A 22,209-nucleotide genomic window follows, 5' to 3' on the forward strand; every position below is an offset into this window, starting at 1 on the left:
GAAGGAGCAGACATGCCGCTACGGACCCCACGACGGATCGGCAGGATCGGCACGCTGAGAACGGCCACCGCAGGCGCACTCCTGGCGCTCGCGGCGACCCTGGTGGCCCCGGTGCCACCGGCAGCGCACGCCGCAGACCCGGGCGACTACTGCGCAGGGCAGTGCGCCGACATCCTGCCGCCAGGCGAGAACGGCAACGCCACCCTTGCCGACATCCTGGCGAACAAGGCACTCGGCACCAGGCCCGCGCACACCTCGGACCAGCTCGGCCCCTACGCCGACCTCGCGAACGGCTACCAGAACCTCACCGACGCCACCATCACCTCCTTCTTCAACGACTCGTCCTTCGGTGTGCCGCCGAGCCAGATCGCCTCCGTCTCCAGCCCGCGCTCGGACGTGACGATCACCCGGGACAAGAAGACCGGGGTGCCGCACATCAAGGGCGCCACCCGGCAGGGCACCGAATTCGGCGCGGGATACGCGGCCGCGCAGGACCGGCTCTGGCTCATGGACCTCTTCCGGCACGTGGGCCGCGGCCAGCTGTCGTCGTTCGCCGGCGGCGCCGCCGCCAACCGCGGCCTGGAGCAGGAGTTCTGGCGGCAGGCCCCCTACACCGAGGCCGACCTCCAGTCGCAGGTCGACCAGCTCGCCAACTCCGGCGGCGCCCGCGGGCAGCAGGCCCTCGCCGACGCCCAGGCCTACGTCGACGGAATCAACGCGTATATCACCGCGTCGAAGAACGGGCGGTATTTCCCCGGCGAATACGTGCTCACCGGGCACGTCGACGCCATCACCAACGCCGGCACCATCGACCCCTTCAAACTCACCGACCTGATCGCGCTCGCCTCGGTCGTCGGCGCGCTCTTCGGCACCGGAGGCGGCGGCGAGGTGCAGTCGGCGCTGTCCCTGCTGGCCGCCCAGCAGCAGTACGGCGTCACCGAGGGCACCAAGGTCTGGGAGTCCTTCCGCGAACGCGACGACCCCGAGGCCACCGCCACCGTCCACGACGGCACCAGCTTCCCCTACGCGGGCAAGCCGGCCGCCGCCCAGGGCGAAGCACTGCCCGACCCCGGCTCGGTCGTCGCCGAGCCGCTCGTCTACGACGCCACCGGTGGCGCCACCCAGGCCACCACCGCCGACCCGGGAGTGCTGCCCGGCAACCTCTTCTCCACCAAGAAGGGCATGTCCAACGCCCTGGTCGTCAGCGGCGCCCACACCGCGAGCGGCCACCCCGTCGCCGTCTTCGGCCCGCAGACCGGCTACTTCGCGCCACAGCTGCTGATGCTCCAGGAGCTGCAGGGCCCCGGCATCAGCGCCCGCGGCGCGTCCTTCGCCGGCCTGGGAATGTACATCGAGCTGGGCCGCGGCCAGGACTACGCCTGGAGCGCGACCTCCGCCTCCCAGGACGTCACCGACACCTACGCCGTGGAGCTGTGCCAGGACGCCACGCACTACATATTCCACGGCAATTGCGTCGCCATGGAGAAGCTGGAGCGCACCAACTCCTGGAAGCCGACGCTCGCCGACTCCACCGCCGCGGGCTCCTACCGCATGCAGATCTGGCGGACCGCCTACGGACCGGTCGAATACCGCGCCACGGTCGGCGGCAAAGCCGTCGCCTATACGCAGCTGCGCAGCTCCTACCGCCACGAGGCCGACTCGATCCTGGGCTTCCAGGAACTCAACGACCCCGGCTTCGTCCACGACGCGGCGTCCTTCCAGCGGGCCACGCAGGACATCAACTACACCTTCAACTGGTTCTACGCCGACTCCCGGCAGACCGCCTACTACAACAGCGGCACCAACCCGGTACGGGCCGACGGCGTCGACGCGTCCTTCCCGGTCTGGGCACAGGCCGCGTACGACTGGCGCGGCTGGGACCCGGTGACCAACACGGCGTCCTACACGCCGCCGGCGCAGCACCCGCAGTCCGTCGACCAGGACTACTACGTCTCGTGGAACAACAAGCAGGCCGCCGGCTACACCTCGGCCGGCTTCGGGAACGGCGCGGTGCACCGCGCCGACCTCCTCGACGACCGCGTCAAGGCCCTGGTCCACACCGGCGGCGTCACCAGGTCGGCACTGGTCAAGGCGATGGACGACGCCGCGCTGACCGACCTGCGCGGTGAGGACGTGCTGCCCGAGCTGCTCCAGGTCATCAACAGCGCGCCCGTCACCGACCCGCAGGAGGCCGCCGCCGTCCAGCAGCTGACCGCGTGGAGCGCGGCCGGCGCCAAACGCCACGAGACGTCGCCGGGCTCCCACGCCTACGCGAACGCGGACGCCGTCCGCGTCATGGACGCGTGGTGGCCGCTCCTCGTCCAGGGCGAATTCCAACCGGGCCTGGGCGGCGGCCTCTACACCGCGCTCACCGCCGACCTCACCGTCGACGAGTCCCCGTCCGCCGGCCACGGGCCGACCGGCTCGCACGCCGGAAGCGCCTTCCAGTACGGGTGGTGGAGCTATGTCGACAAGGACATCCGGAAGGTGCTGGGCGAGACTGTGGCGGGGCCACTGGCTCGCACGTACTGCGGCGGTGGGCAGGCCGGTGCCTGCCGTGACGTGCTGCTGAGCACCCTCAAGCAGGCGGCGGCCGCGCCGGCGGCTTCCGTCTACCCGGGTGACGACGGGTGCGGGGCCGGCGATCAGTGGTGCGCCGACTCCGTCGTCCAGCGTCCGCTCGGCGGTGTCACCGATGATCGCATCAGCTGGCAGAACCGGCCGACGTATCAGCAAGTCGTGGAATTCCCGTCCCACCGCTAGCCGCGGGGACTTCGGAGGGGTGGGCGCGGTGGGGCCGCGCCCACCCCGGGGGACCCCCGGGGTCAGAGGAGGGACGCGGCGCGGAGGGTGAGGTGGGCCAGCTCGGGGTGGCAGATGTCGCTGTGGGCGCCTGACGGGGGGCCGCCCGAGCGAACCGTGGGGGAGGCGTCAACCGTGACGCAACCCTGGCGCGGGAAGGGGACGGTGAGGGCCGCGGACAGCGGAAAGGCGGGAGCATCGGGCAGGTGGTGGAAGCCGTCATGCCCGAGCGCGCCCCAGCGATCGTCATCGCCCAGGAGGGACCTGTCGTCGCCGGAGAGGCGCGACGCGAGGGGGTAGAAGACGCCGAGCGCCTGGTCGTGCGAAGAATGGCAGGCCACGACAGGACCGCGGACACGGGCTTGCATGCCGTCGAGGGCGCCTCCCGGCGAGTACGCGGAGTGCGAGAAGGCGCCTTGCAGGAGGGTGACCGACGTGACATTGCGGGCGGCGGGCGGCAGCCCGGCGAGGGCGAAGGAGACGAGCCGGGCCCCGAAGCTGTGGCCGACCAGGTGCACCCGGGTGGCGGGTGCGCGGGTGGCCAGCAGGCCGAGCAGCGGGCCGAGGCCCGCTTTGCCGACCCTGCCGGCGCGGCCCTTCATCGTGTAATACGAGGCCTGCCGCAGCAGTTCGCGCGCCCCGGACCAGACTTTCCCGGTGAGCCCGCCCAGCAGGGGCTCGCCGCCCCGCATGCCGCAGATCGCGTCGCTGAGGGCGGCGCAGACGGCGGCCGGGTCGCCGGTGAGCAGCGCGGGCGGTGCGGGCGGCGCGTCCGCGCCGTCGAGGTCCAGGGCGAGCGCCGCGGCCCGCGGTGAGGTGCAGCCGGTCAGCGTACGGACCAGTGCGGCGAATTCCGCCAGCGCGGCCGGCTCGGGGGGCTGCTGGGCGAGCAGCTCCTCGATCCGGTCGGCTGCGGCGTCGTGCCCGGCCAGCACCTGCTTGAGCGTGGCGATGTCCGGGTCCCGCCCGGTCGCCAGGGCGTGTGTGGGGCGCGGGAATCCGGGGATGGGCTCGTCGGAGAACCGCATGGAGGGCCAGTGGACGCCGGCATAGCCGAGGCGTACGCCGGGTGCGCCGGCCAGCAGCGCGGGGAAGGGCGCGTAGAAGCGGTCGAAGAGGGCCGACGCCGTCGACAGGTCGTTGTTCCAGCCGTGGGCGAAGACCACGAGGTCGGTGCGGTCGGCCGCGTGCGCGAGCAGGGCGTCGCGCTGTGCGGGGTCGGGGTCGCCGTCCGCGTCGAAGGTCACGTCCCAGTAGGGCTGCACACTGGTCACGGCCATGGTTCCCCCTCGCCCCGACGGCCAGCCGGTGGCAGCGGAAAGGCCCGCGATTGTCCGGTCCGTGTGCATCATCCCGGTGGGCGGTGGCGGCGTCCATCCCTCCGGAGGGTGATTACCCGTCGGCTTCGCCGCAGGGCGGGTCCGGCCCTTCCGGATTGGGTGACCGACTGCTTAGTATGCCAGGGTGGGGCAGTCCGGAGTCGAGTCGAGGGAGACACGGTTGTGGTGGTGGAAGCACTGCGCGACGCCCGAGTGGTCGTCACCGGGGCGGGCGGCGGTATCGGCGCCGCCCTGGCCCGCGCCTTCGCGGCCGAGGGCGCCCGGGTGGTGGTCAACGACCTCGACGCCGACGCCGCGCACAAGGTCGCGGACGGCATCGGCGCGGCGGTCGTCGCGGGTGACGCCTCCGCGGTCGTGCCCGCCGCCCGCACCGCGCTCGGCGGACGTATCGACGTCTTCTGCGCCAATGCCGGCGTCGGCACCGGCGGCGGGGCCGACGCCGACGACGCCGACTGGGAGCTGGCCTGGGACGTCAACGTCATGAGCCATGTGCGGGCCGCCCGCGCCCTGCTGCCCGAATGGCTGGAGCGCGGCAGGGGCCGCTTCGTGTCCACCGTGTCCGCCGCCGGGCTGCTGACGATGATCGGCGCGGCTCCGTATTCCGTGACCAAGCACGGCGCCCTGGCCTTCGCCGAGTGGCTCTCGCTGACCTACCGCCACCGCGGGATCGCCGTGCACGCGGTCTGCCCCCAGGGTGTGCGCACCGCCATGCTGGACGCGGCCGGCGCCGCGGGCGGCCTGGTGCTCGCGCCCACCGCCATCGAGCCCGAGGACGTGGCGCGCGCCGTCCTCGCCGGCATCGCCGAGGAGCGCTTCCTGATCCTGCCGCACCCCGAGGTCGCCGGCTACTACGCGGCCCGCGCCGCGGAACCCGAACGCTGGCTCGGCGGGATGAACAAGCTCCAGCGCACCTACGAGGACCTGCGGGTGAAGGCGGGCGACGACGCGTGAGCGGATACGCCGACCAGCCGTGGCTGCGCTTCTTCACCGAGGAGCAGCGCGCGGACACCGACTGCCCGCCCTCCGTGCTGCACGGATTCCTGGCCGCCGCCGGGAGCCGCCCCGACCACCGGGCGCTGGCGTATTTCGACGGCGGGCTGACCTACCGCGAACTCGACGCCCTCTCCGACGGCCTGGCCCGCCACCTCGCCGACCGCGGCTTCGCGCCCGGCGAGCGGCTCGCCGTCATGCTGCAGAACGTGCCGCAGTTCGCGGTCGCGCTGCTCGCGGCCTGGAAAGCGGGCGGCGCCGTCATCCCGGTCAACCCGATGTACAAGCAGCACGAGCTGGCGCACATCCTCACCGACGCGGGCGCCGCGGCCCTGGTCTGCTCCGAGCGCGCCTGGCAGGAATACGTACGGGACACGGCCGCGGCCTCGCCGGTCCGTATCGCGCTCACCGCCTGCGAGCTGGACCTCCAGACCCGCGACGACCCCCGGGTGCTGACGGCGGGCCGGCTGCCGGCAGGCGACGCCGAAGACCTGCTCACCGCCGCCCGCGCCGCGCGAGGGCCGCGCCCCGACGTCCCGCTGCCCGCCGCCGGCGACACCGCCCTGGTCAGCTACACCTCGGGCACCAGCGGGCACCCCAAGGGCGCGCTGAACACCCACGGCAACATCTCCTTCAACGCCCACCGCCAGATACGGATCCAGGAACTGCCCGCCGACGCCGTGCTCTTCGCGCTGGCCCCGCTCTTCCACATCACCGGCATGGTCTGCCAGCTCTCCGCGGCGCTGGCCGGCGGCCACACCGTGGCGCTCGCCTACCGCTTCGAGCCCGGTGTCGTGCTCGACGCCTTCCGCGAGCACCGCCCCGCCTACACCGTCGGGCCCGCCACCGCCTTCATGGCGCTGCTTGCCAGGCCCGACGCCACCGCCGAGGACTTCGCGTCCTTCCGGCTGATCTCGTCCGGCGGCGCCCCGCTGCCGCCCGCCGTCGTGGAGTCCTTCCGGGCCCGCTCCGGCGGGCTCTACCTCGCCAACGGCTACGGCCTCACCGAATGCACCGCCCCCTGCGCCAGCGTCCCGCCCGGCTACGAGGCGCCGGTCGACCCGGTCTCCGGCACCCTCGCGGTCGGCGTCCCGGGGCCCGGCACGATGGTGCGCATCATCGACGACAGCGGCGCGGAGGTGCCCTTCGGCGAGCCCGGAGAGATCGCGGTCAGCGGCCCGATGGTCGTCCCCGGCTACTGGAACCGGCCCGCCGAGTCGCGGGCCGCCATCCCCGGCGGCGAGCTGCGCACCGGCGACATCGGCTTCATGGACACCGACGGCTGGCTCTACGTCGTCGACCGCAAGAAGGACATGATCAGCGCGTCCGGCTTCAAGGTCTGGCCGCGCGAGGTCGAGGACGTGCTCTACACCCACCCCGCCGTCCGCGAGGCCGCCGTCGTCGGCGTCCCCGACGCCTACCGCGGCGAGAGCGTCAAGGCGTACGTCAGCCTGCGCCCGGGCGCCGCGGCCGACCCCGCCGACCTGGTCGCCTACTGCAAGGAGCGGCTGGCCGCGTACAAATACCCGCGCCAGGTGGAGGTCCTGCCCGAACTGCCCAAGACCGCGACCGGCAAGATCCTCCGCCGCGAGCTCAAAGCGGCGGCCGGATAGGGTCCGTACCGGCCGGAACGCCGGTGGGCGGTACGAGAGAGGGGCAGGTCATGGCGCGCAGCACGACGAGCGACGACGGCGGTACGGGGACGGCCGCGGGCACCGGCTCCGGCGGCCCGGCGGCGGTGCCCGAGCGGCTGCTCGCCGAGGCCACCCGCCTGTTCGCGGAACGCGGCTACGACCGCACCTCCGTCCAGGAGATCGTCGAGGCCGCGGGAGTGACCAAGGGCGCGCTCTACCACTACTTCGGCTCCAAGGACGATCTGCTGCACGAGATCTACGCCCGGGTGCTGCGGCTCCAGACCGAACGCCTGGACACCATCGCGGCCCGCCAGGACGTCGCCGTGCCGGAACGGCTCGCGGAGGCCGCGTCCGACGTCGTGGTCACCAGCATCCAGAACCTGGACGACACGAAGATCTTCTTCCGCTCCATGCACCAGCTCAGCCCGGAGAAGCAGAAGGCGGTACGGGCCGAGCGCCGCCGCTACCACGAGCGCTTCCGCTCGCTGGTCGAGGAGGGCCAGCGCGACGGCCACTTCCGCCCCGGCCTGCGGCCCGACCTGGTGGTCGACTTCTTCTTCGGCTCCGTGCACCACCTCGGCACCTGGTACCACGCGGACGGCCCGCTGTCCGCCGAGCAGGTCGCCACCGAATTCTCCGACCTGCTGCTGCACTCGGTGCGGCAGCCCTGACCCCACCGGGAGTCCCAGCGTGAAGGCATGGCGGGTGCACCACAACGGCGAGCCGAGCGAGGCGATGCGCCTCGACGAGGTCCCCACCCCGGAGCCGGGCCCCGGCGAGGTGCTGCTCCGCGTACGGGCGGCGGGCGTCAACTTCCCCGACGCGATGCTGTGCCGCGGCGAATACCAGATCCGGCCGCCGCTGCCCTTCACACCGGGCGTGGAGATGTGCGGCGAGGTCGCCGCGCTCGGGCCCGGGGTGACCGGTCCCGCGCTCGGGTCCCGCGTCATCAGCCCCGCCGCGCTGCCCGGCGGCGCCTTCGCCGAATACGCCGTCGTGCCCGCCGCGGGCGTGCTGCCCGCGCCCGAGGCGCTCGACGACGCGGAAGCGGCGGTGCTGCACATCGGCTACCAGACCGGCTGGTTCGGCCTGCACCGCAGGGCCGGGCTGCGGCCCGGCGAGACCCTGCTCGTGCACGCCGCCGCAGGCGGGGTGGGCAGCGCGGCCGTCCAGCTCGGCAAGGCCGCGGGCGCCACCGTCATCGGCGTCGTCGGCGGCCCCGGCAAGGCGAAAGCCGCGCGCGAACTGGGCGCCGACGTCGTGGTCGACCGGCACGCGGAGGACTTCGTGGCGGTCGTGAAGGAGGCGACGGGCGGTCGCGGCGCCGACGTCGTCTACGACCCGGTCGGCGGGGACGCCTACACCCGGTCCACGAAGTGCATCGCCTTCGAGGGGCGGATCGTGGTCGTCGGCTTCGCCGGCGGCACGGTGCCCGCACCCGCGCTGAACCATGCGCTGGTCAAGAACTACGCGATTCTCGGGCTGCACTGGGGGCTCTACGCGGCCCGCGAGCCGGGCGCCGTGCGGCGGGCTCACGACGAGCTGACCCGGCTCGCCGAGTCCGGGGCCGTGCGGCCCCTCGTCTCGGCCCGCCTCCCCCTCTCGGCCGCCGCCGACGCCGTCACCCGCGTCTCCGCCGGCCTCACCACGGGCCGCCTGGCCATCGTCCCCTGAACACTCCCTGCGGGGTGCTGCTACGTCCCCACCTGCGCCCTGGTGGGTGGCTTGGCTCGCAGTTCCCCGAGCCCCTGGGTGGGTGCCTCTTGCGGTGGCGTTGCTTGCCTGCGGCTGCATCGTGGCTGGTCGCGCAGTTCCCCGCGCCCCTTTGGGCTCGCGTCCTCCTGCGTTCGGCGTTCGCGCCTGGTTTTTCAGGGGCGCGGGGAACTGCGCGCCCCGCCGAAGAGGCGGGAAAGATGCGAACGCCACCGCAAGTGGCACTCACCCAGGGGCGCAGGTGGGGACGTAACAGCACCCCGCAGGGGGTGGCTAGGCGTAGCGGGCAAGTTCGCGGCGGGCGAGGGAGCGGCGGTGCACCTCGTCGGGCCCGTCAGCGAGCCGCAGGCTACGTGCCCCGGCCCAGAGGCGGGCGAGCGGGAAGTCCTGGGAGACGCCGCCCGCGCCATGGGCCTGGATCGCCCGGTCGATGATGCGCTGCACCCCCGCCGGCGTGGCGATCTTGATCGCCTGGATCTCCGTGTGGGCACCCTGATTGCCCACCGTGTCCATCAGCCACGCCGTCTTCAGCACCAGCAGCCGCAACTGCTCGATCTCGACCCGCGACTCGGCGATCCACTCCTGCACCACGCCCTGCGCGGCAAGCGGCTTGCCGAAGGCGATGCGGGCGGCGGCGCGGCGGCACATCAGCTCCAGTGCGCGCTCGGCCATGCCGATGAGCCGCATGCAGTGGTGGATGCGGCCGGGGCCGAGGCGGGCCTGGGCGATGGCGAAGCCGCCGCCCTCCTCGCCGATCAGGTTCCCGGCCGGCACCCGGACGTCGTGGAAGACGACTTCCGCGTGGCCGCCGTGGTCGGCGTCGTCGTAGCCGAAGACCCGCATGCCGCGGCGTACTTCCACGCCGGGGGTGTCCCGCGGGACGAGGACCTGGCTCTGCTGGCGGTGCCGGTCGGCGGCCGGGTCGGTCTTGCCCATGACGATGAAGACGGCGCAGTCGGGGTTCATCGCCCCGGAGATGTACCACTTGCGGCCGTTGACGACGTACGAGTCGCCGTCCCGGGTGATCCGGGTCTCGATGTTGGTGGCGTCGGAGGAGGCGACGTCGGGCTCGGTCATGGCGAAGGCGGAGCGGATCTCGCCGGCGAGCAGCGGCTCCAGCCACTCCTTGCGCTGGGCGGGGGTGCCGAATTCGGCGAGCACTTCCATGTTCCCGGTGTCGGGGGCGGCGCAGTTGAGGGCGGTGGGGGCCAGGAAGGGGCTGCGGCCGGTCAGTTCGGCCAGCGGGGCGTACTGCAGGTTGGTGAGTCCGGCGCCGTGCTCGCCGGGCAGGAAGAGATTCCACAGGCCCTGCCGCCTGGCCTCGGCCTTGAGCCCGGCGACGACCGGCGGTACGGACCAGTGGGCGTCGGGGCCGGCCTGCTCGTGCTGCTCGGCGAAGACGGCCTCGGCCGGGTGGACGTGCTCGTCGAGGAAGGCGGCCAGCCGGGCCCGCAGCTCCTGCGTGCGGGTGTCGAAGGCGAAGTCCATGGTGCTCAGTCCTCCTGGTGCGATGCTGCCCGGTCCCGGGCGTGGTCCTGGACTTTGCGGAGCCCGCGCTCGATGAAGAGCGGGACGACGGTGCCGATCCGGTCGAATCCGGCGCCGAGGGTCTGGCCGAGGGTCCAGCGGTAGTGGATGCCTTCGAGGATCACGGCGATCTTGAAGTACGCGAAGGCCGTGTACCAGTCGATCGCGGACAGGTCGCGGCCCGAGCGCCGCGCGTACCGCTCGACGACCTCGTCGGCGCCGGGGTGGCCGGGGGCGCCGCCCGCGGTGGGGACGGGGAAGCCGGGGATGTCGTGCTGTTCGCCGTACATGACGAGCAGTCCGACGTCGGTGAGCGGGTCGCCGAGGGTGGACATCTCCCAGTCGAGGACGGCGGTGAGCCGGTCGGCGCCGTCGAAGAGCACATTGTCGAGCCGGTAGTCGCCGTGCACGACGGTGGGCGCGGGGGAGTCCGGCAGCGACCGGCCCAGTGCGGTGTGCAGTGCGTCGATGCCGGGCAGGTCGCGGCTGCGCGAGGCGTCGAGCTGCTTGCCCCAGCGCCGCAGCTGCCGGTCGAGGAAGCCCTCCGGCCGCCCGAAGTCGGCGAGGCCCACCGCCCCGGGGTCCACCGCGTGCAGGTCGACCAGGGCGTCGACCAGGGTGAGCGCGACGGCCCTGGTCCTCTCCTGCCCGAGCGCGGTGAGCTGGTCCTCGCCGCGGTAGGGGGTGCCCTCGACGAAGTCCATCACGTAGAAGGGGGCGCCGATGACCTCGGGGTCGTCGCAGAGCAGCAGGGTGCCGGGGACCGGGACCGGGGTCGGGGCGAGCGCGCTGATCACCCGGTGCTCGCGGCCCATGTCGTGGGCGGTGGCCAGCACATGGCCGAGCGGCGGGCGGCGCACCACCCAGGTGGACTCGCCGTCGGTGACCCGGTAGGTGAGGTTGGAGCGCCCGCCCTGGATCAGCGCGGCCCGCAGCTCGCCGGCCACGAGGCCGGGGCGCTGCTGGTCCAGGTGGCGGCGCAGCCGGTCGAGGTCCAGGCCCCGGGGGCTGTCGGATTCACTCATGCGCGAATCATACCGACTGGTCGGTATGTCGTCCAGTTCCCGCGCCGAGCCTGCCGTCCGCGTTGACGGGCGCGGCGTCCGCGCCTAGGCTCCGGACTTATGGGTGAACGTGATTCATATATGCAGACAGCGGTCCCTGTGGGTCCATCCGACGCGTTCACGGTCGCCGAGGTGCGGCTGACCCCCATCCTCATCGCCGACCCGCCGCTGCTCAACACCCAGGGCGTCCACCAGCCCTACACCCCCAGGCTCATCATCGAGGTCGTCACCGCCGACGGTACGTCCGGGGTGGGTGAGACGTACGGCGACACCCGTTACCTGGACCTCGCCGCACCGCTGGCCGAGGCGCTGCCCGGCCACCGGGTCACCGATCTGAACGGGTTGTCCACGCTGGCCGAACAGGTCTGCGGCGACCCCGCCGAGGTGTCGGACTCCGTCGACGTCGGCGGCCTCCGCGGCGTGCAGACCGCGGACAAGCTGCGGCTCTCGGTCGTCTCCGGCTTCGAGGTCGCCTGCCTGGACGCGCTCGGCAAGAAGCTGGGCCTGCCCGTGCACGCGCTGCTCGGCGGCAAGGTCCGCGACGCCGTCGACTACAGCGCCTACCTCTTCTACCGGCTCGCGGAGCACCCCCTGGGCCTGGGCGAGCCCGACGACTGGGGCGCGGCCCTCGACCCGGCGGGCGTGGTCGCCCAGGCCCGGCGCTTCGCCGACGACTACGGCTTCGGCTCCTTCAAGCTCAAGGGCGGCGTCTTCCCGCCCGAGCAGGAGATCGCCGCCGTCCGGGCGCTGGCCGAGGCCTTCCCCGGCAAGCCGCTGCGGCTCGACCCGAACGGCGCCTGGTCGGTGGAGACCTCGCTGCGGGTGGCCGCGGAGCTGGGCGAGGTCCTGGAGTACCTGGAGGACCCGGCGAGCGGCACCGACCGGATGGCCGCGGTCGCGGACGGCACGGGTGTCCCGCTGGCCACCAACATGTGCGTGACGACCTTCCAGGAGATCAAGGAGGCCTTCGCGCGCGACGCCGTCCAGGTGGTGCTGTCCGACCACCACTACTGGGGCGGCCTGCGCAACACCCAGCAGCTCGCCGCGATCTGCCGGACCTTCGGCGTGGGCCTGTCCATGCACTCCAACACCCACCTGGGCATCAGCCTGGCCGCGATGACCCACGTCGCGGCCACCGTGCCCAACCTGGACTACGCCTGCGACTCGCACTACCCGTGGCAGACCGAGGACGTCATCACCGAGCGCCATGTCTTCACCCGCGGCGCCCTGACCGTCTCCGACCTGCCCGGACTCGGGGTGGAGCTGGACCGGGACGCCCTCAAGGCGCTGCACCGGCGCTGGCTGGACGACGACGGCGCGATGCGCGACCGCGACGACGCCGCCGCGATGCGCAAGGCCGACCCCGCCTGGCGGACGCCGGCCGTACCGCGCTGGTGACGGCGCGGGGGTGACCTCACGGCGTACAGTCGACCGTACGGCGGGCGGCGTACGGCCTCCGGACGGCGTACGGACGAGGGGCGGCGGGCCGCAACGGCCCGCCGCCCCTCACCCGTCGTGCCGGTGCGTCACAGCACCAGCGACAGCAGCATCACGAAGCCGAGCGCCACCACCGAGATGACGGTCTCCATGACCGACCACGTCTTGAGCGTCTGCGGGACGTCCATCCCGAAGTATTCCTTCACCAGCCAGAAGCCGGCGTCGTTGACGTGCGAGAAGAACAGCGAACCGGCGCCCACCGACAGCACCAGCAGCGCGGTGTGGGTGGAGGACATGCCCTCGGCGAGTGGCGCCGCCAGGCCCGCGGCCGAGATGATCGCCACCGTCGCGGAGCCGGTCGCGACCCTGATCAGCACCGCGATCAGCCAGCCGAGCAGCAGCGCGGAGATGTGCCAGTCCTTGGACCAGTCGAGGATCATCTGCCCGACACCGCAGTCGATCAGCGTCTGCTTGAAGCCGCCGCCCGCGCCGACGATCAGCAGGATGCCCGCGATCGGCCCGAGCGAGGCGTCCACCGTCGAGGAGATCCGGTCCTTGGTGAAGCCCGCGGCCCGGCCGAGGGTGAACATCGCCACCATCACCGCGGCCAGCAGCGCGATCAGCGGGGTGCCGATGACGTCGAAGATCCGGTAGGCCAGGCTGCTCTGGTCGTCGATGACCACATCGGCGAGCGCCTTGGCCAGCATCAGCACCACCGGCAGCAGCATCGTGCCCACCGTGGCGGCGAAGCTCGGGCGCCGCTTCAGGTCGTCCGACGCGCGGGCCGGCGTCATGCGCTCCGGCGGCCGCACGTCCACCCAGCCGGCCGCGACCCGGCCGAAGAGCGGCCCCGCGATGGCCAGGGTGGGCAGCGCCACCAGCACGCCGAGCGCGAGGGTGATGCCCATGTCGGCGTGGATCGCGCCGATCGCGGCCAGCGGCCCGGGGTGCGGCGGCACCAGGCCGTGCATCACCGACAGGCCTGCCAGTGCCGGGATGCCGAGCCGGATCAGCGACTGGCCGCTGCGCCTGGCGACCAGCAGCACCACCGGGATCAGGATGACGATGCCGATCTCGAAGAACAGCGGCAGCCCGACCAGGCCGGCGATCAGGGCCATCGCCCACGGCAGCCGCTTCTCGCTGGTCCTGGCCAGGATCGTGTCGACGATCTGGTCGGCGCCGCCGGAGTCGGCGAGCAGTTTTCCGAGGATCGCGCCGAGCGCGATCAGAGTTCCCACGCCGGCCACCGTGGTGCCGAGGCCGGTGGAGTAGCTGGCCACCGTCTTGGCCAGCGGGGCGCCCGCCACGGTGCCGAGCACCCCGGAGCCGATGGTCAGGGCGAGGAAGGCGTGCACCTTCCAGCGGGTGATGAGCAGGACGATGACGGCTATGCCGGCGAGTGCGGCAAGCGCGAGCCGGGTGTTGCCGGCATCGGCTATCGGCGGCGGCGTGGCGGCGGCCAGCAGCTCGACGCTGAGTGCGGACACGGGTGCTCCAAAAATGGGGGGACTGGGGTACTGGCCGGGCGGCGCGCGGGCTCAGCGGGGGATCGCGGCCAGCGCGCGCTCGGTGATCTGCTGCGGGCCGCCGTCGATCGCGATGACGGCGCCGGCCTCGTCGGGGTCCAGCGGTTCGAGTGCTTCGAGCTGGGATTCGAGGAGCCCGGGCGGCATGAAGTGCTGCATCCGGGCGGCGAGCCGGGCGGCGATCAGCTCGACGGGGCCGTCCAGGTGGAGGAAGAAGACCGTGGGCGCGTCGGACCGCAGCAGGTCGCGGTAGCGGCGGCGCAGCGCGGAGCAGCTGACGACGCCGCCCCGGTCGCCGCGCCCGGCGATCCAGGCTCCTATGGCGGCCAGCCAGGGGGCCCGGTCCGCGTCGTCCAGCGGGTGGCCTGCCGCCATCTTGGCGATGTTGGCCGGCGGGTGGAAGTCGTCGGCCTCCGCATAGGGCACGCCGAGCCGTTCGGCCAGCAGCCCGCCGACGGTCGTCTTGCCTGAGCCCGACACTCCCATGACCACGATCACCGGTCGCGGTGCCGGTTCAGCCGTCATCGTGTGTGCCTCCACATCGGGGGTATGTGCCGCGTGCCGCCTCCTGCGGTGCGTGTGGCGACCACTGAACACCTTAGGTACTACTTATTCAAGTAGGTGTGACCCAAACGTCATACGACTGTCTTGCCGCTTAGGCTGTGGTCATGCCACATGAGGAAGCCCGGCGGGACGGGCAGGGCGCAGGCGGCGGCCTGCACTCCCGGGTCCTGGCCGAACTCGGCCCGGCCATCGCCTCGGGCGGATATCCGCCCGGCACGGTGCTGCGCATCGACGAGCTGGAGTCCCGCTACGGCGTGTCCCGCACGGTCGTCCGCGAAGCGGTCAGGGTGCTCGAAGCGATGCAGCTGGTCGAGAGCCGGCGCCGGGTCGGCATCACCGTGCGCCGCACCGAGGAGTGGAACGTCTTCGACCCGGCCGTCATCCGCTGGCGGCTCGCCGGCGCCGACCGCTCACGCCAGCTGCGGTCGCTGACCACGCTGCGCACCGCCGTGGAACCCGTCGCCGCGGGCCTGGCCGCGGCCGCGGCCACACCCCAGCAGTGCCGCGAACTGACGGTGCTGGCCGCCGAGATGGTCGCCGCGGCCCGTGCCGCCGACCTGGACGCCTACCTCGTCCACGACATCGCCTTCCACCGGGTGGTGCTGGCGGCGTCCGGCAACGAGATGTTCGCCCGGCTCGGCGACGTCGTCGCCGAGGTGCTGACCGGCCGCACCGAGCACCATGTGATGTTCACCGCCCCCGACCCGGCGGCCGTCACCCTGCACGTCAGGGTCGCCGAGGTGGTACGCGCCAGGGACGCGCGGGCTGCCGAGGACCTGATGCGGGAGATCTGCGTGGGCGCCCTGCGCGAGCTGGACGTCCTGGCGCCCTGACGCCCGCTACCGCCGGCCGGGCGCCGTCACCACACCACCGCGGCGCCGAAGACCGCGAGCGCCACCATGCACGCGGCCACCGCGAGCGCGGAGGAGGCCGGCAGCAGCGCCGGGCGCTGTGCACCCAGTTGCAGCATCCTGCGGTGCGCGAGCCACAGGAAGACCAGCAGGACCAGCGCGGCCAGGCTCACCGCGAGCGTCGCCGACGCGCCCCCGTCGTGCAGCACCTGCCGCGCGGCGAGCACCGCGGTCACCGCGCAGGACAGGGTCGTACGCCGCCACGCCAGCCGGGTGCGCTCCGGTTGCAGCCCCGGGTCCCGGTCGGTCTCGACCGGCAGACGCCGGGCGGTCACCCGGCCCAGCCGAAGAGCACCAGCGCGACCATCGCCAGCGCGATCACCGCCACCAGGGCCGCGAGCACCGCGGGGAAGCGGGACGCCGGCAGGTTCGCGCCGCGCCGCATCGCCCGCTCGCACCGCACCCAGTGGTTGACCGCCCGCAAGGTGCAGGCGACACCGCCGGCCAGCAGCGCGAGCGAGAGCAGCACCCGCGCCCAGTGCGTCAGATGGTCGGTGAGGAACTGGTCCACGGCGAAACCGCCGCCGATCAGGGCGAGCGCGGTGCGGATCCAGGCCAGGAAGGTGCGCTCGTTGGCGAGCGAGAACCGGTAGTCCGGCGTCTCGCCCTCCTCCTGGACCCGGGCCGGCGCGAACCACAGCCGTACCGCGTCCCGCCCCGCGCCCAGCTGGTCGAATAGGCTCACCCGCCCACACTAAGCGGTGCCCCCACCCGCCCACTTGCGGGGCCCCGTGCGGGCTCACCTGCGGCGCTGGGACGCCGGGGTTCCGAGCCGCCGGGTCCGCAGGGCCGTCAGGCCGTCGCGCGCAGCCGCCGGTAGGCCTCAAGGCCGTCCGGCACCCACTGCCACTGCTCCAGGCGCTCCGCCAGCTCCACCTCGGTGAGGAAGCCGTGCCAGGCGACCTCAGAAGGCTGCGGGGACACCGGCAGGTCGCAGCGCACCTGGTAGACGGCCGACCACCAGGTGTGCGCGCCCTCCTCGTAGAGGAAGCGGAACAGCGGTTCGGGCCGCGGCAGCCCGCTGACCCCCAGCTCCTCCTCCGCCTCGCGCAGCGCGGCCTCGTCGTAGGACTCGCCGGCGCCGAGCACACCGCCGACGAAGACGTCGTAGAGGGAGGGGAAGACCAGCTTGTGTGCGGTGCGCCGGTGCACGAAGATCCGGCCCTCGCCGTCCCGCACCAGGACGAAGGCCGCCCGGTGCCGCAGCCCGCGCGCGTACGCCTCCGCCCGCCGCACCTGCCCGACGACGCGGTCCTGCTCGTCGACGACGTCGATGATCTCGTCCGCGGACAGCCCGGCCGCCGTATCGCCCTCGCTCATAGCCCGATTCAACCACCCCCGCGCCGGCCGCGGCCCCCGCGGTCTTGCGTACCGCGAACCGGGGCAAGGATGATCGTCCGAGTCGGTGGCGCGGTACCGGAGTGACGGGAGAGACGGTTGACCGTACGGCGGGAACCCCTGCGGATCGCGAACTGCTCCGGCTACTACGGCGATCGGCTCTCGGCCGCCCTGGAAATGGTCGAGGGCGGCCCGATCGACGTCCTCACCGGCGACTACCTCGCCGAACTGACCATGCTGCTGCTGTGGAAGGCCAGGCAGCGCGACCCCGCGACCGGCTACGCGCTGTCCTTCCTGGCCCAGATGCGCGACGTGCTCGGCACCTGCCTGGAGCGCGGCATCAAGGTCGTGGTCAATGCCGGCGGCCTCAACCCCGCGGGCCTGGCCGGCAAGCTCCGCGAACTGGCCGCGCTCGGCGGCCTGCACCCGAACGTCGCCCATGTCGAGGGCGACGACCTGCTCGACCGGCTGCCCGAACTCCAGGCCCGCGGCCACGACTTCGCCCACCTGGCCACCGGCAGCCCGCTGGCCGGCTCCGGGGTGCAGGCGCTCACCGCCAACGCCTACCTCGGCGGCTGGGGCATCACCGAGGCCCTGCGCTCCGGCGCCGACGTCGTCATCTGCGGCCGGGTCACCGACGCCTCCCTGGTGGTCGGGCCCGCCGCCTGGGCCCACGGCTGGGCCCTCGACGACTGGGACGAGCTGGCCGGCGCGGTCACCGCCGGGCACATCATCGAATGCGGCACCCAGGCCACCGGCGGCAACTACTCCTTCTTCACCGAGATCCCCGACCCCGTCCACCCCGGCTTCCCCATCGCCGAGGTCGCCGCCGACGGCTCCAGCGTCATCACCAAGCACCCCGGCACCGGCGGGGCCGTCACCGTCGGCACCGTCACCGCCCAGCTGCTCTACGAGATCGGCCGGCCGCGCTACCTCAACGCCGACGTCGTCGCCCGCTTCGACACCGTACGGCTCGACCAGCAGGGACCCGACCGGGTCGCGGTCGGCCGGGTCATCGGCGAACCCGCGCCCGCCACCCTCAAGGTGTGCCTCAACCACCGCGGCGGCTACCGCAACGCGGCCACCTTCGTACTGACCGGCCTCGACCTCGACGCCAAGGCCGACTTCGCCGAGGCCACCCTGCGCGACGCCACCGGCGGCCCCGCCGCCTTCGCCGACTACGACCTGCGGCGCGAGCACGGCGGGGCCTGCGACCGGCTGACCGTCACCGTCAAGGACCCCGACCCCGAGGTCGCGGGACGCGGCTTCTTCACCGCCGTCGCCGGCTCCGCGCTCGCCGGCTACCCCGGCCTGCTCCTGGAGCACGCCACCGCGCGGGCCACCGAATACGGCGTCTACTGGCCCGCGCTGGTCCCCGCCGACGAGGTCACCGCGGTCACCGTCCTCGCCGACGGCACCCGGCTGCCGGTGCCGCGGCCGCCCACCGCCGACCCCGCGTCACCCTCCGCGCTGCACGCCCCGCCCGGCGACGACGCCGTCCCGCCGCAGCCGCAGCTCACCGCCGTCCTCGACAGCCCGCCCCCGCACCCCGGCCGCCCCGACCCGTACGACCCGATGCTCGCCCGCACGGTACGGCTGCCGCTCGGCACCCTGCTCGGCGCCCGCTCCGGCGACAAGGGCGGCGACGCCAACGTCGGCCTGTGGGCCTGCGACGACCGGACCTACCTGTGGCTGCGCGACTACCTCGACATACCGCGGCTGCGCGCACTGCTGCCGGAGAGCGCCCGGCTGCCCGTCAGCCGCTACGAGCTGCCCAACCTGCGGGCCGTCAACTTCGTGGTCCACGGGCTGCTCGGCGACGGCGTCGCCGCGTCCACCAGCGCCGATCCGCAGGCCAAGGCGCTCGGCGAGCGGCTGCGCGGCTGCCTCGCCGACATCCCGGAACACCTGGTCGACCTGCCGCGCATTCCGTATGTCCCACTGCCCGACGAGTGACGCCCCGGGGCCCCGCTGCCGCACCGCGGCCCCGCGGCGGGGCATGATCGGGGCATGAGCAATCTCGATGTGAAGCCGGCGGCCACCGTATGCGGCGGCCGCCAGGACGTGTCCGCCGCCCCGGTCCGTGAACTGCTCACCGCACGCGACGTCCAGCTCGGCGAGAGCACCCGGGTGCGGCGGCTGCTCCCCAACCTCGGCCGCCGGATGGTCGGCGCCTGGTGCTTCGTCGACCACTACGGCCCCGACGACATCGCCGACGAGCCCGGCATGCAGGTCCCGCCGCACCCGCACACCGGCCTGCAGACGGTCAGCTGGCTGCACGAGGGCGAGGTGCTGCACCGCGACAGCCTCGGCAGCAAGCAGACCGTACGCCCCCGCGAACTGGGCCTGATGACGTCCGGCCAGGGCATCTCCCACTCCGAGGAGTCGCCCCGCGACCACGCCCGCCACCTGCACGGCGCCCAGCTGTGGGTCGCCCTCCCCGACTCCCACCGCCACGTCCCGCCCGCCTTCGAGCACCACGCGGAACTGCCCACCGTCACCGGCGGCGGCGGACTCCACGCCCGGGTGATCCTCGGCGAACTCGACGGCGTCCTCTCCCCGGGCACCGCCTACACCCCCATCACCGGCGCCGACCTGACCCTCGCCGAGGGCACGAACACCCGCCTCCCGCTGCAGCCCGACTTCGAATACGCCATCATGTCCATGTCCGGCGAAGCCGAGGCCGACGGCGTCCGCCTCTCCCCGGGCTCCATGCTCTACCTCGGCGCCGGCCGCACCGGCCTCCCACTGCGCGCCACCGTCGACAGCTCCCTGATGCTCCTGGGCGGCGAGCCCTTCGCCGAGCGCATCGTCATGTGGTGGAACTTCGTCGGGCGGTCAGGTGAGGACATCGTAGAAGCCCGCGACGCCTGGGGCAACGGCACCCGCTTCGGCGAAGTCCACGGCTACGCCGCCCCCCGCCTCCCGGCCCCCGACCTCCCCCCGACCCCGCTCAAGCCCCGGGGACGTGTGCGCTGACCTGGTAAGTCCCGCCGGGCAGGCGACTGCCGAGACGTACCCTGACGGACGACCTCACCCTCCAACGGACATCGTGCCGTGGGTGCGCGGACGAACCCTGCCGGCCTGATTCGTGTGCACCGACACTTCGCGTGTGAGACCGGCTGTGGCTACCTGTGCCAGAACCAATGCTGACTTAATGCTGACTTTTCTGATGGATCGTCAGGTCTCAACGTGGTGTGAGCCTCGGCCCTCCGGGGCGTTGGGTTGTTCGCGTACTCGGCCCTCACCTGGCCGGGGATGCTCCGACTGAAGGCGTGTGACGAGATGATGAGGCCGGGGTCTCATCTGCGGCCAAGGGTCACCAGCCCATCGAGACGCTGTTGGGGGTTCCGACAAGGCGCAGGGGCGAGGTGCTAGTGGCGATCCGTTACACGGCAACTGGGGAATCGACGGGGAGGTGATGCCCGTGGAGGCAGACCCGCTTCGCTGTACCCAGCGTGAGCATGTAGCGATCATCGGGCCGATGGGTTCGGGCAAGACGCCGTTAGGAGAGGCTGGCGGAGGGGTCTGGTGCACGATCGGGTGACGTCTGAACTGGCTTGCCCTGTGGGGCGGGTGGGAAGGATGTCGCTGTGCCCAAGCCTTATCCGGAAGAGTTCCGTCAGGACGTCGTGCGGGTCGCGAGGAACCGCGGCCCGGGCGTGACGGTCGAGCAGGTGGCCGCCGACTTCGGCGTGCACGCGATGACGCTGTTCAAGTGGATGCGCCACGCGGACATCGACGAGGGGACAAAGCCCGGAACTACCCGCCAGGAGAGTGCGGAGCTGCGGGAAGCACGGCGGCGGATCAAGCTGCTGGAACAGGAGAACGAGGTCCTTCGCCGGGCCGCGGCCTATCTGTCGCAGGCGAACCTGCCGGGAAAAGGATCTACCCGCTCGTGAAAGAGCTGGCCGCAGGCGGTACTCCCGTCACGGTCGCGTGCCGGGTCCTGAAGCTCTCCCGCCAGCCCTACTACCGCTGGCTGGACAAGCCAGTGGCCGATGCCGCGCTCGAGGAGGCGTATCGAGCGAACGCGTTGTTCGACGCCCACCGGGAGGATCCGGAGTTCGGCTATCGCTTCCTTGCCGACGAGGCCCGCGCCGGGGGAGCCGGTATGGCGGACCGGACCGCGTGGCGGATCTGCCGGGACAACCGCTGGTGGAGCGTGTTCGGCAAGAAGCGCGGCAGCGTCAAGAAGGCCGGACCGCCGGTCCACGACGACCTCGTCCGCCGCGACTTCACCGCGAGTGCGCCGAATCGGCTGTGGCTCACCGACATCACCGAACACGCCACGGGGGAAGGAAAGCTGTATCTCTGCGCAGTCAAGGACGTCTTCAGCAAGAGGATCGTGGGCTACTCCATCGACTCGCGGATGAAGTCGCGCCTGGCCGTCGCAGCCCTGGCCAATGCCGTTGCCCGACGCGAGAGCGTTGCCGGGTGCGTTCTGCACAGCGATCGCGGATCGCAATTTCGCTCCCGGAAATTCGTCCGGGCGCTGGACCGCCACCAGATCGTCGGCTCGATAGGGAGGGTCGGGGCGGCAGGCGACAACGCGGCCATGGAGTCCTTCTTCAGCCTGCTGCAGAAGAACGTCCTCGACCGCCGGCAGTGGGCCACCCGCCAGGAACTGCGGATCGCCATCGTGACCTGGATCGAAAGGACCTACCACCGGCGCCGCAGGCAAGCCTCCCTCGGCCGGCTCACACCCGTCGAGTACGAGACCGTCATGACCACACCGGCCCTCCAGGCCGCGTGAACGAACCTGTCACCCAACCCTGCACCAGACCCATCCGACCCCGATGCCAGGGCCCTGTAGCATACTCCGACGCCAGGAATCGAATGCCGAGCATTGCCTCCAGGCCGGCCTCGACCCGCCGCTGCAACTTCATCTCCAGCGCCACCGTCGACCCCCGCAACTCCACGTCCCTGCCCGCGGTGTCCAGCCGGAACAGCTTCAGGTCCGTCACCTGTGCCCCCTCCCGTGATCAGCACATGAGGACCAATCCAAAACGGCGGATCGCTATTCCAGAACGCCAGGATCGGGATCCGCAGCCATGACGGTGAGTAGTTACTTACGGTGACCGCAGCGGTAGTGAGCCTCCAGACAGGCGTGACGGGCAGCCACTCGTACCGCGAAGAGAAGCTGTGGGCAAGCGCCCTGTAGCACCCCGGTCAGTCTGCGTGGGCACTCGGTAGGAGAGGCCGTTGCGGCTATCAAGACAAGCGCGTGGTCCGATGTCGGCCATCGGCGGAGCAGGACGATGATTGCCCGGCCGAGGAAACGATCTCCAACCGATCCGGGCACCAGCTAGTCTGAAGAGGATTCAGATGGCTCCAGATCGTGGGAGCCGACAGGCGTCCGA

The 22,209-nt window shown here is 72.4% G+C and carries 18 protein-coding genes; 10 read left to right on the forward strand and 8 right to left on the reverse strand.

Going from position 1 to position 22,209, the window contains the following annotated elements:
- Positions 1 to 12 precede the first annotated feature (12 nt).
- A complete protein-coding gene (locus OG900_31845; protein WUH94273.1) occupies positions 13 to 2,763 on the forward strand; it encodes a penicillin acylase family protein in 2,751 nt (916 codons plus the stop codon).
- Positions 2,764 to 2,825: 62 nt separating this feature from the next.
- On the opposite strand, the gene OG900_31850 is transcribed toward OG900_31845, so the two are convergent.
- Positions 2,826 to 4,082: a serine-threonine protein kinase gene (locus OG900_31850; protein ID WUH94274.1), complete on the reverse strand. Its 1,257-nt coding sequence runs from the start codon at positions 4,080 to 4,082 to the stop codon at positions 2,826 to 2,828.
- 228 nt (positions 4,083 to 4,310) lie between these two features.
- On the opposite strand from OG900_31850, the gene OG900_31855 reads away from it, so the two are divergent.
- The 4 genes from OG900_31855 to OG900_31870 are packed head-to-tail and all read left to right on the forward strand — an operon-like array spanning position 4,311 to position 8,440.
- On the forward strand, positions 4,311 to 5,093 hold the full coding sequence (locus tag OG900_31855) for an SDR family oxidoreductase (protein WUH96004.1): 783 nt from the start codon (positions 4,311 to 4,313) through the stop codon (positions 5,091 to 5,093).
- Entirely contained in the window at positions 5,090 to 6,745 is a 1,656-nt protein-coding gene (locus OG900_31860) for an AMP-binding protein (GenBank protein ID WUH94275.1), read from the forward strand. The genes OG900_31855 and OG900_31860 overlap by 4 nt, the downstream gene beginning before the upstream one ends.
- Positions 6,746 to 6,795: 50 nt before the next feature.
- Entirely contained in the window at positions 6,796 to 7,437 is a 642-nt protein-coding gene (locus tag OG900_31865; protein WUH94276.1) for a TetR/AcrR family transcriptional regulator, read from the forward strand.
- Positions 7,438 to 7,456: 19 nt separating this feature from the next.
- Positions 7,457 to 8,440, forward strand: a complete 984-nt coding sequence (locus OG900_31870; GenBank protein ID WUH94277.1) for an NADPH:quinone oxidoreductase family protein — start codon at positions 7,457 to 7,459, stop codon at positions 8,438 to 8,440.
- Positions 8,441 to 8,752: 312 nt separating this feature from the next.
- Here OG900_31870 and OG900_31875 read toward each other — a convergent pair whose 3' ends face one another.
- Together OG900_31875 and OG900_31880 are read right to left on the reverse strand one after the other, a co-directional pair.
- A complete protein-coding gene (locus OG900_31875) occupies positions 8,753 to 9,967 on the reverse strand; it encodes an acyl-CoA dehydrogenase family protein (protein WUH94278.1) in 1,215 nt (404 codons plus the stop codon).
- A gap of 5 nt (positions 9,968 to 9,972) precedes the next feature.
- A complete protein-coding gene (locus tag OG900_31880) occupies positions 9,973 to 11,031 on the reverse strand; it encodes a phosphotransferase family protein (protein ID WUH94279.1) in 1,059 nt (352 codons plus the stop codon).
- Between the two features lie 138 nt (positions 11,032 to 11,169).
- On the opposite strand from OG900_31880, the gene OG900_31885 reads away from it, so the two are divergent.
- Positions 11,170 to 12,468, forward strand: coding sequence for a glucarate dehydratase family protein (locus OG900_31885; GenBank protein WUH94280.1), 1,299 nt, complete (start codon positions 11,170 to 11,172; stop codon positions 12,466 to 12,468).
- A gap of 128 nt (positions 12,469 to 12,596) precedes the next feature.
- On the opposite strand, the gene OG900_31890 is transcribed toward OG900_31885, so the two are convergent.
- Together OG900_31890 and OG900_31895 are read right to left on the reverse strand one after the other, a co-directional pair.
- Positions 12,597 to 13,994, reverse strand: coding sequence for a GntP family permease (locus OG900_31890; GenBank protein ID WUH94281.1), 1,398 nt, complete (start codon positions 13,992 to 13,994; stop codon positions 12,597 to 12,599).
- Positions 13,995 to 14,045: 51 nt separating this feature from the next.
- Complete coding sequence (locus OG900_31895; protein WUH94282.1) at positions 14,046 to 14,558, reverse strand: gluconokinase; 513 nt, start codon at positions 14,556 to 14,558, stop codon at positions 14,046 to 14,048.
- 143 nt (positions 14,559 to 14,701) lie between these two features.
- Here OG900_31895 and OG900_31900 point away from each other — a divergent pair, with 143 nt between their 5' ends.
- On the forward strand, positions 14,702 to 15,430 hold the full coding sequence (locus tag OG900_31900; GenBank protein ID WUH94283.1) for an FCD domain-containing protein: 729 nt from the start codon (positions 14,702 to 14,704) through the stop codon (positions 15,428 to 15,430).
- Between the two features lie 26 nt (positions 15,431 to 15,456).
- Here the strand turns inward: OG900_31900 and OG900_31905 are convergent, their stop codons facing one another.
- From OG900_31905 to OG900_31915, 3 genes are all read right to left on the reverse strand, one after another.
- Positions 15,457 to 15,783, reverse strand: a complete 327-nt coding sequence (locus tag OG900_31905; GenBank protein WUH94284.1) for a DUF202 domain-containing protein — start codon at positions 15,781 to 15,783, stop codon at positions 15,457 to 15,459.
- Positions 15,780 to 16,193 (reverse strand): DUF202 domain-containing protein, encoded by a 414-nt coding sequence (locus OG900_31910; GenBank protein ID WUH94285.1) that lies wholly within the window; start codon positions 16,191 to 16,193, stop codon positions 15,780 to 15,782. Before OG900_31910 ends, OG900_31905 begins: the two co-directional genes overlap by 4 nt.
- 107 nt (positions 16,194 to 16,300) lie before the next feature.
- Complete coding sequence (locus tag OG900_31915) at positions 16,301 to 16,828, reverse strand: NUDIX domain-containing protein (protein WUH94286.1); 528 nt, start codon at positions 16,826 to 16,828, stop codon at positions 16,301 to 16,303.
- Between the two features lie 117 nt (positions 16,829 to 16,945).
- Between OG900_31915 and OG900_31920 the strand changes: the two genes are divergently transcribed.
- The 3 genes from OG900_31920 (at position 16,946) to OG900_31930 (ending at position 21,602) form a co-directional block, all read left to right on the forward strand.
- Entirely contained in the window at positions 16,946 to 18,802 is a 1,857-nt protein-coding gene (locus OG900_31920; protein ID WUH94287.1) for an acyclic terpene utilization AtuA family protein, read from the forward strand.
- 54 nt (positions 18,803 to 18,856) lie between these two features.
- Positions 18,857 to 19,825: a pirin family protein gene (locus OG900_31925; GenBank protein WUH94288.1), complete on the forward strand. Its 969-nt coding sequence runs from the start codon at positions 18,857 to 18,859 to the stop codon at positions 19,823 to 19,825.
- A gap of 614 nt (positions 19,826 to 20,439) precedes the next feature.
- Positions 20,440 to 21,602 (forward strand): IS3 family transposase gene (locus OG900_31930; GenBank protein ID WUH94289.1). Its coding sequence is split into 2 segments (ribosomal slippage): positions 20,440 to 20,724 and positions 20,727 to 21,602, totalling 1,161 coding nucleotides; the frame shifts between segments, so codons are not numbered across the junction.
- Positions 21,603 to 22,209 lie beyond the last annotated feature (607 nt).

Source organism: Streptomyces sp. NBC_00433 (assembly GCA_036015235.1).
Taxonomy (GTDB): domain Bacteria; phylum Actinomycetota; class Actinomycetes; order Streptomycetales; family Streptomycetaceae; genus Actinacidiphila.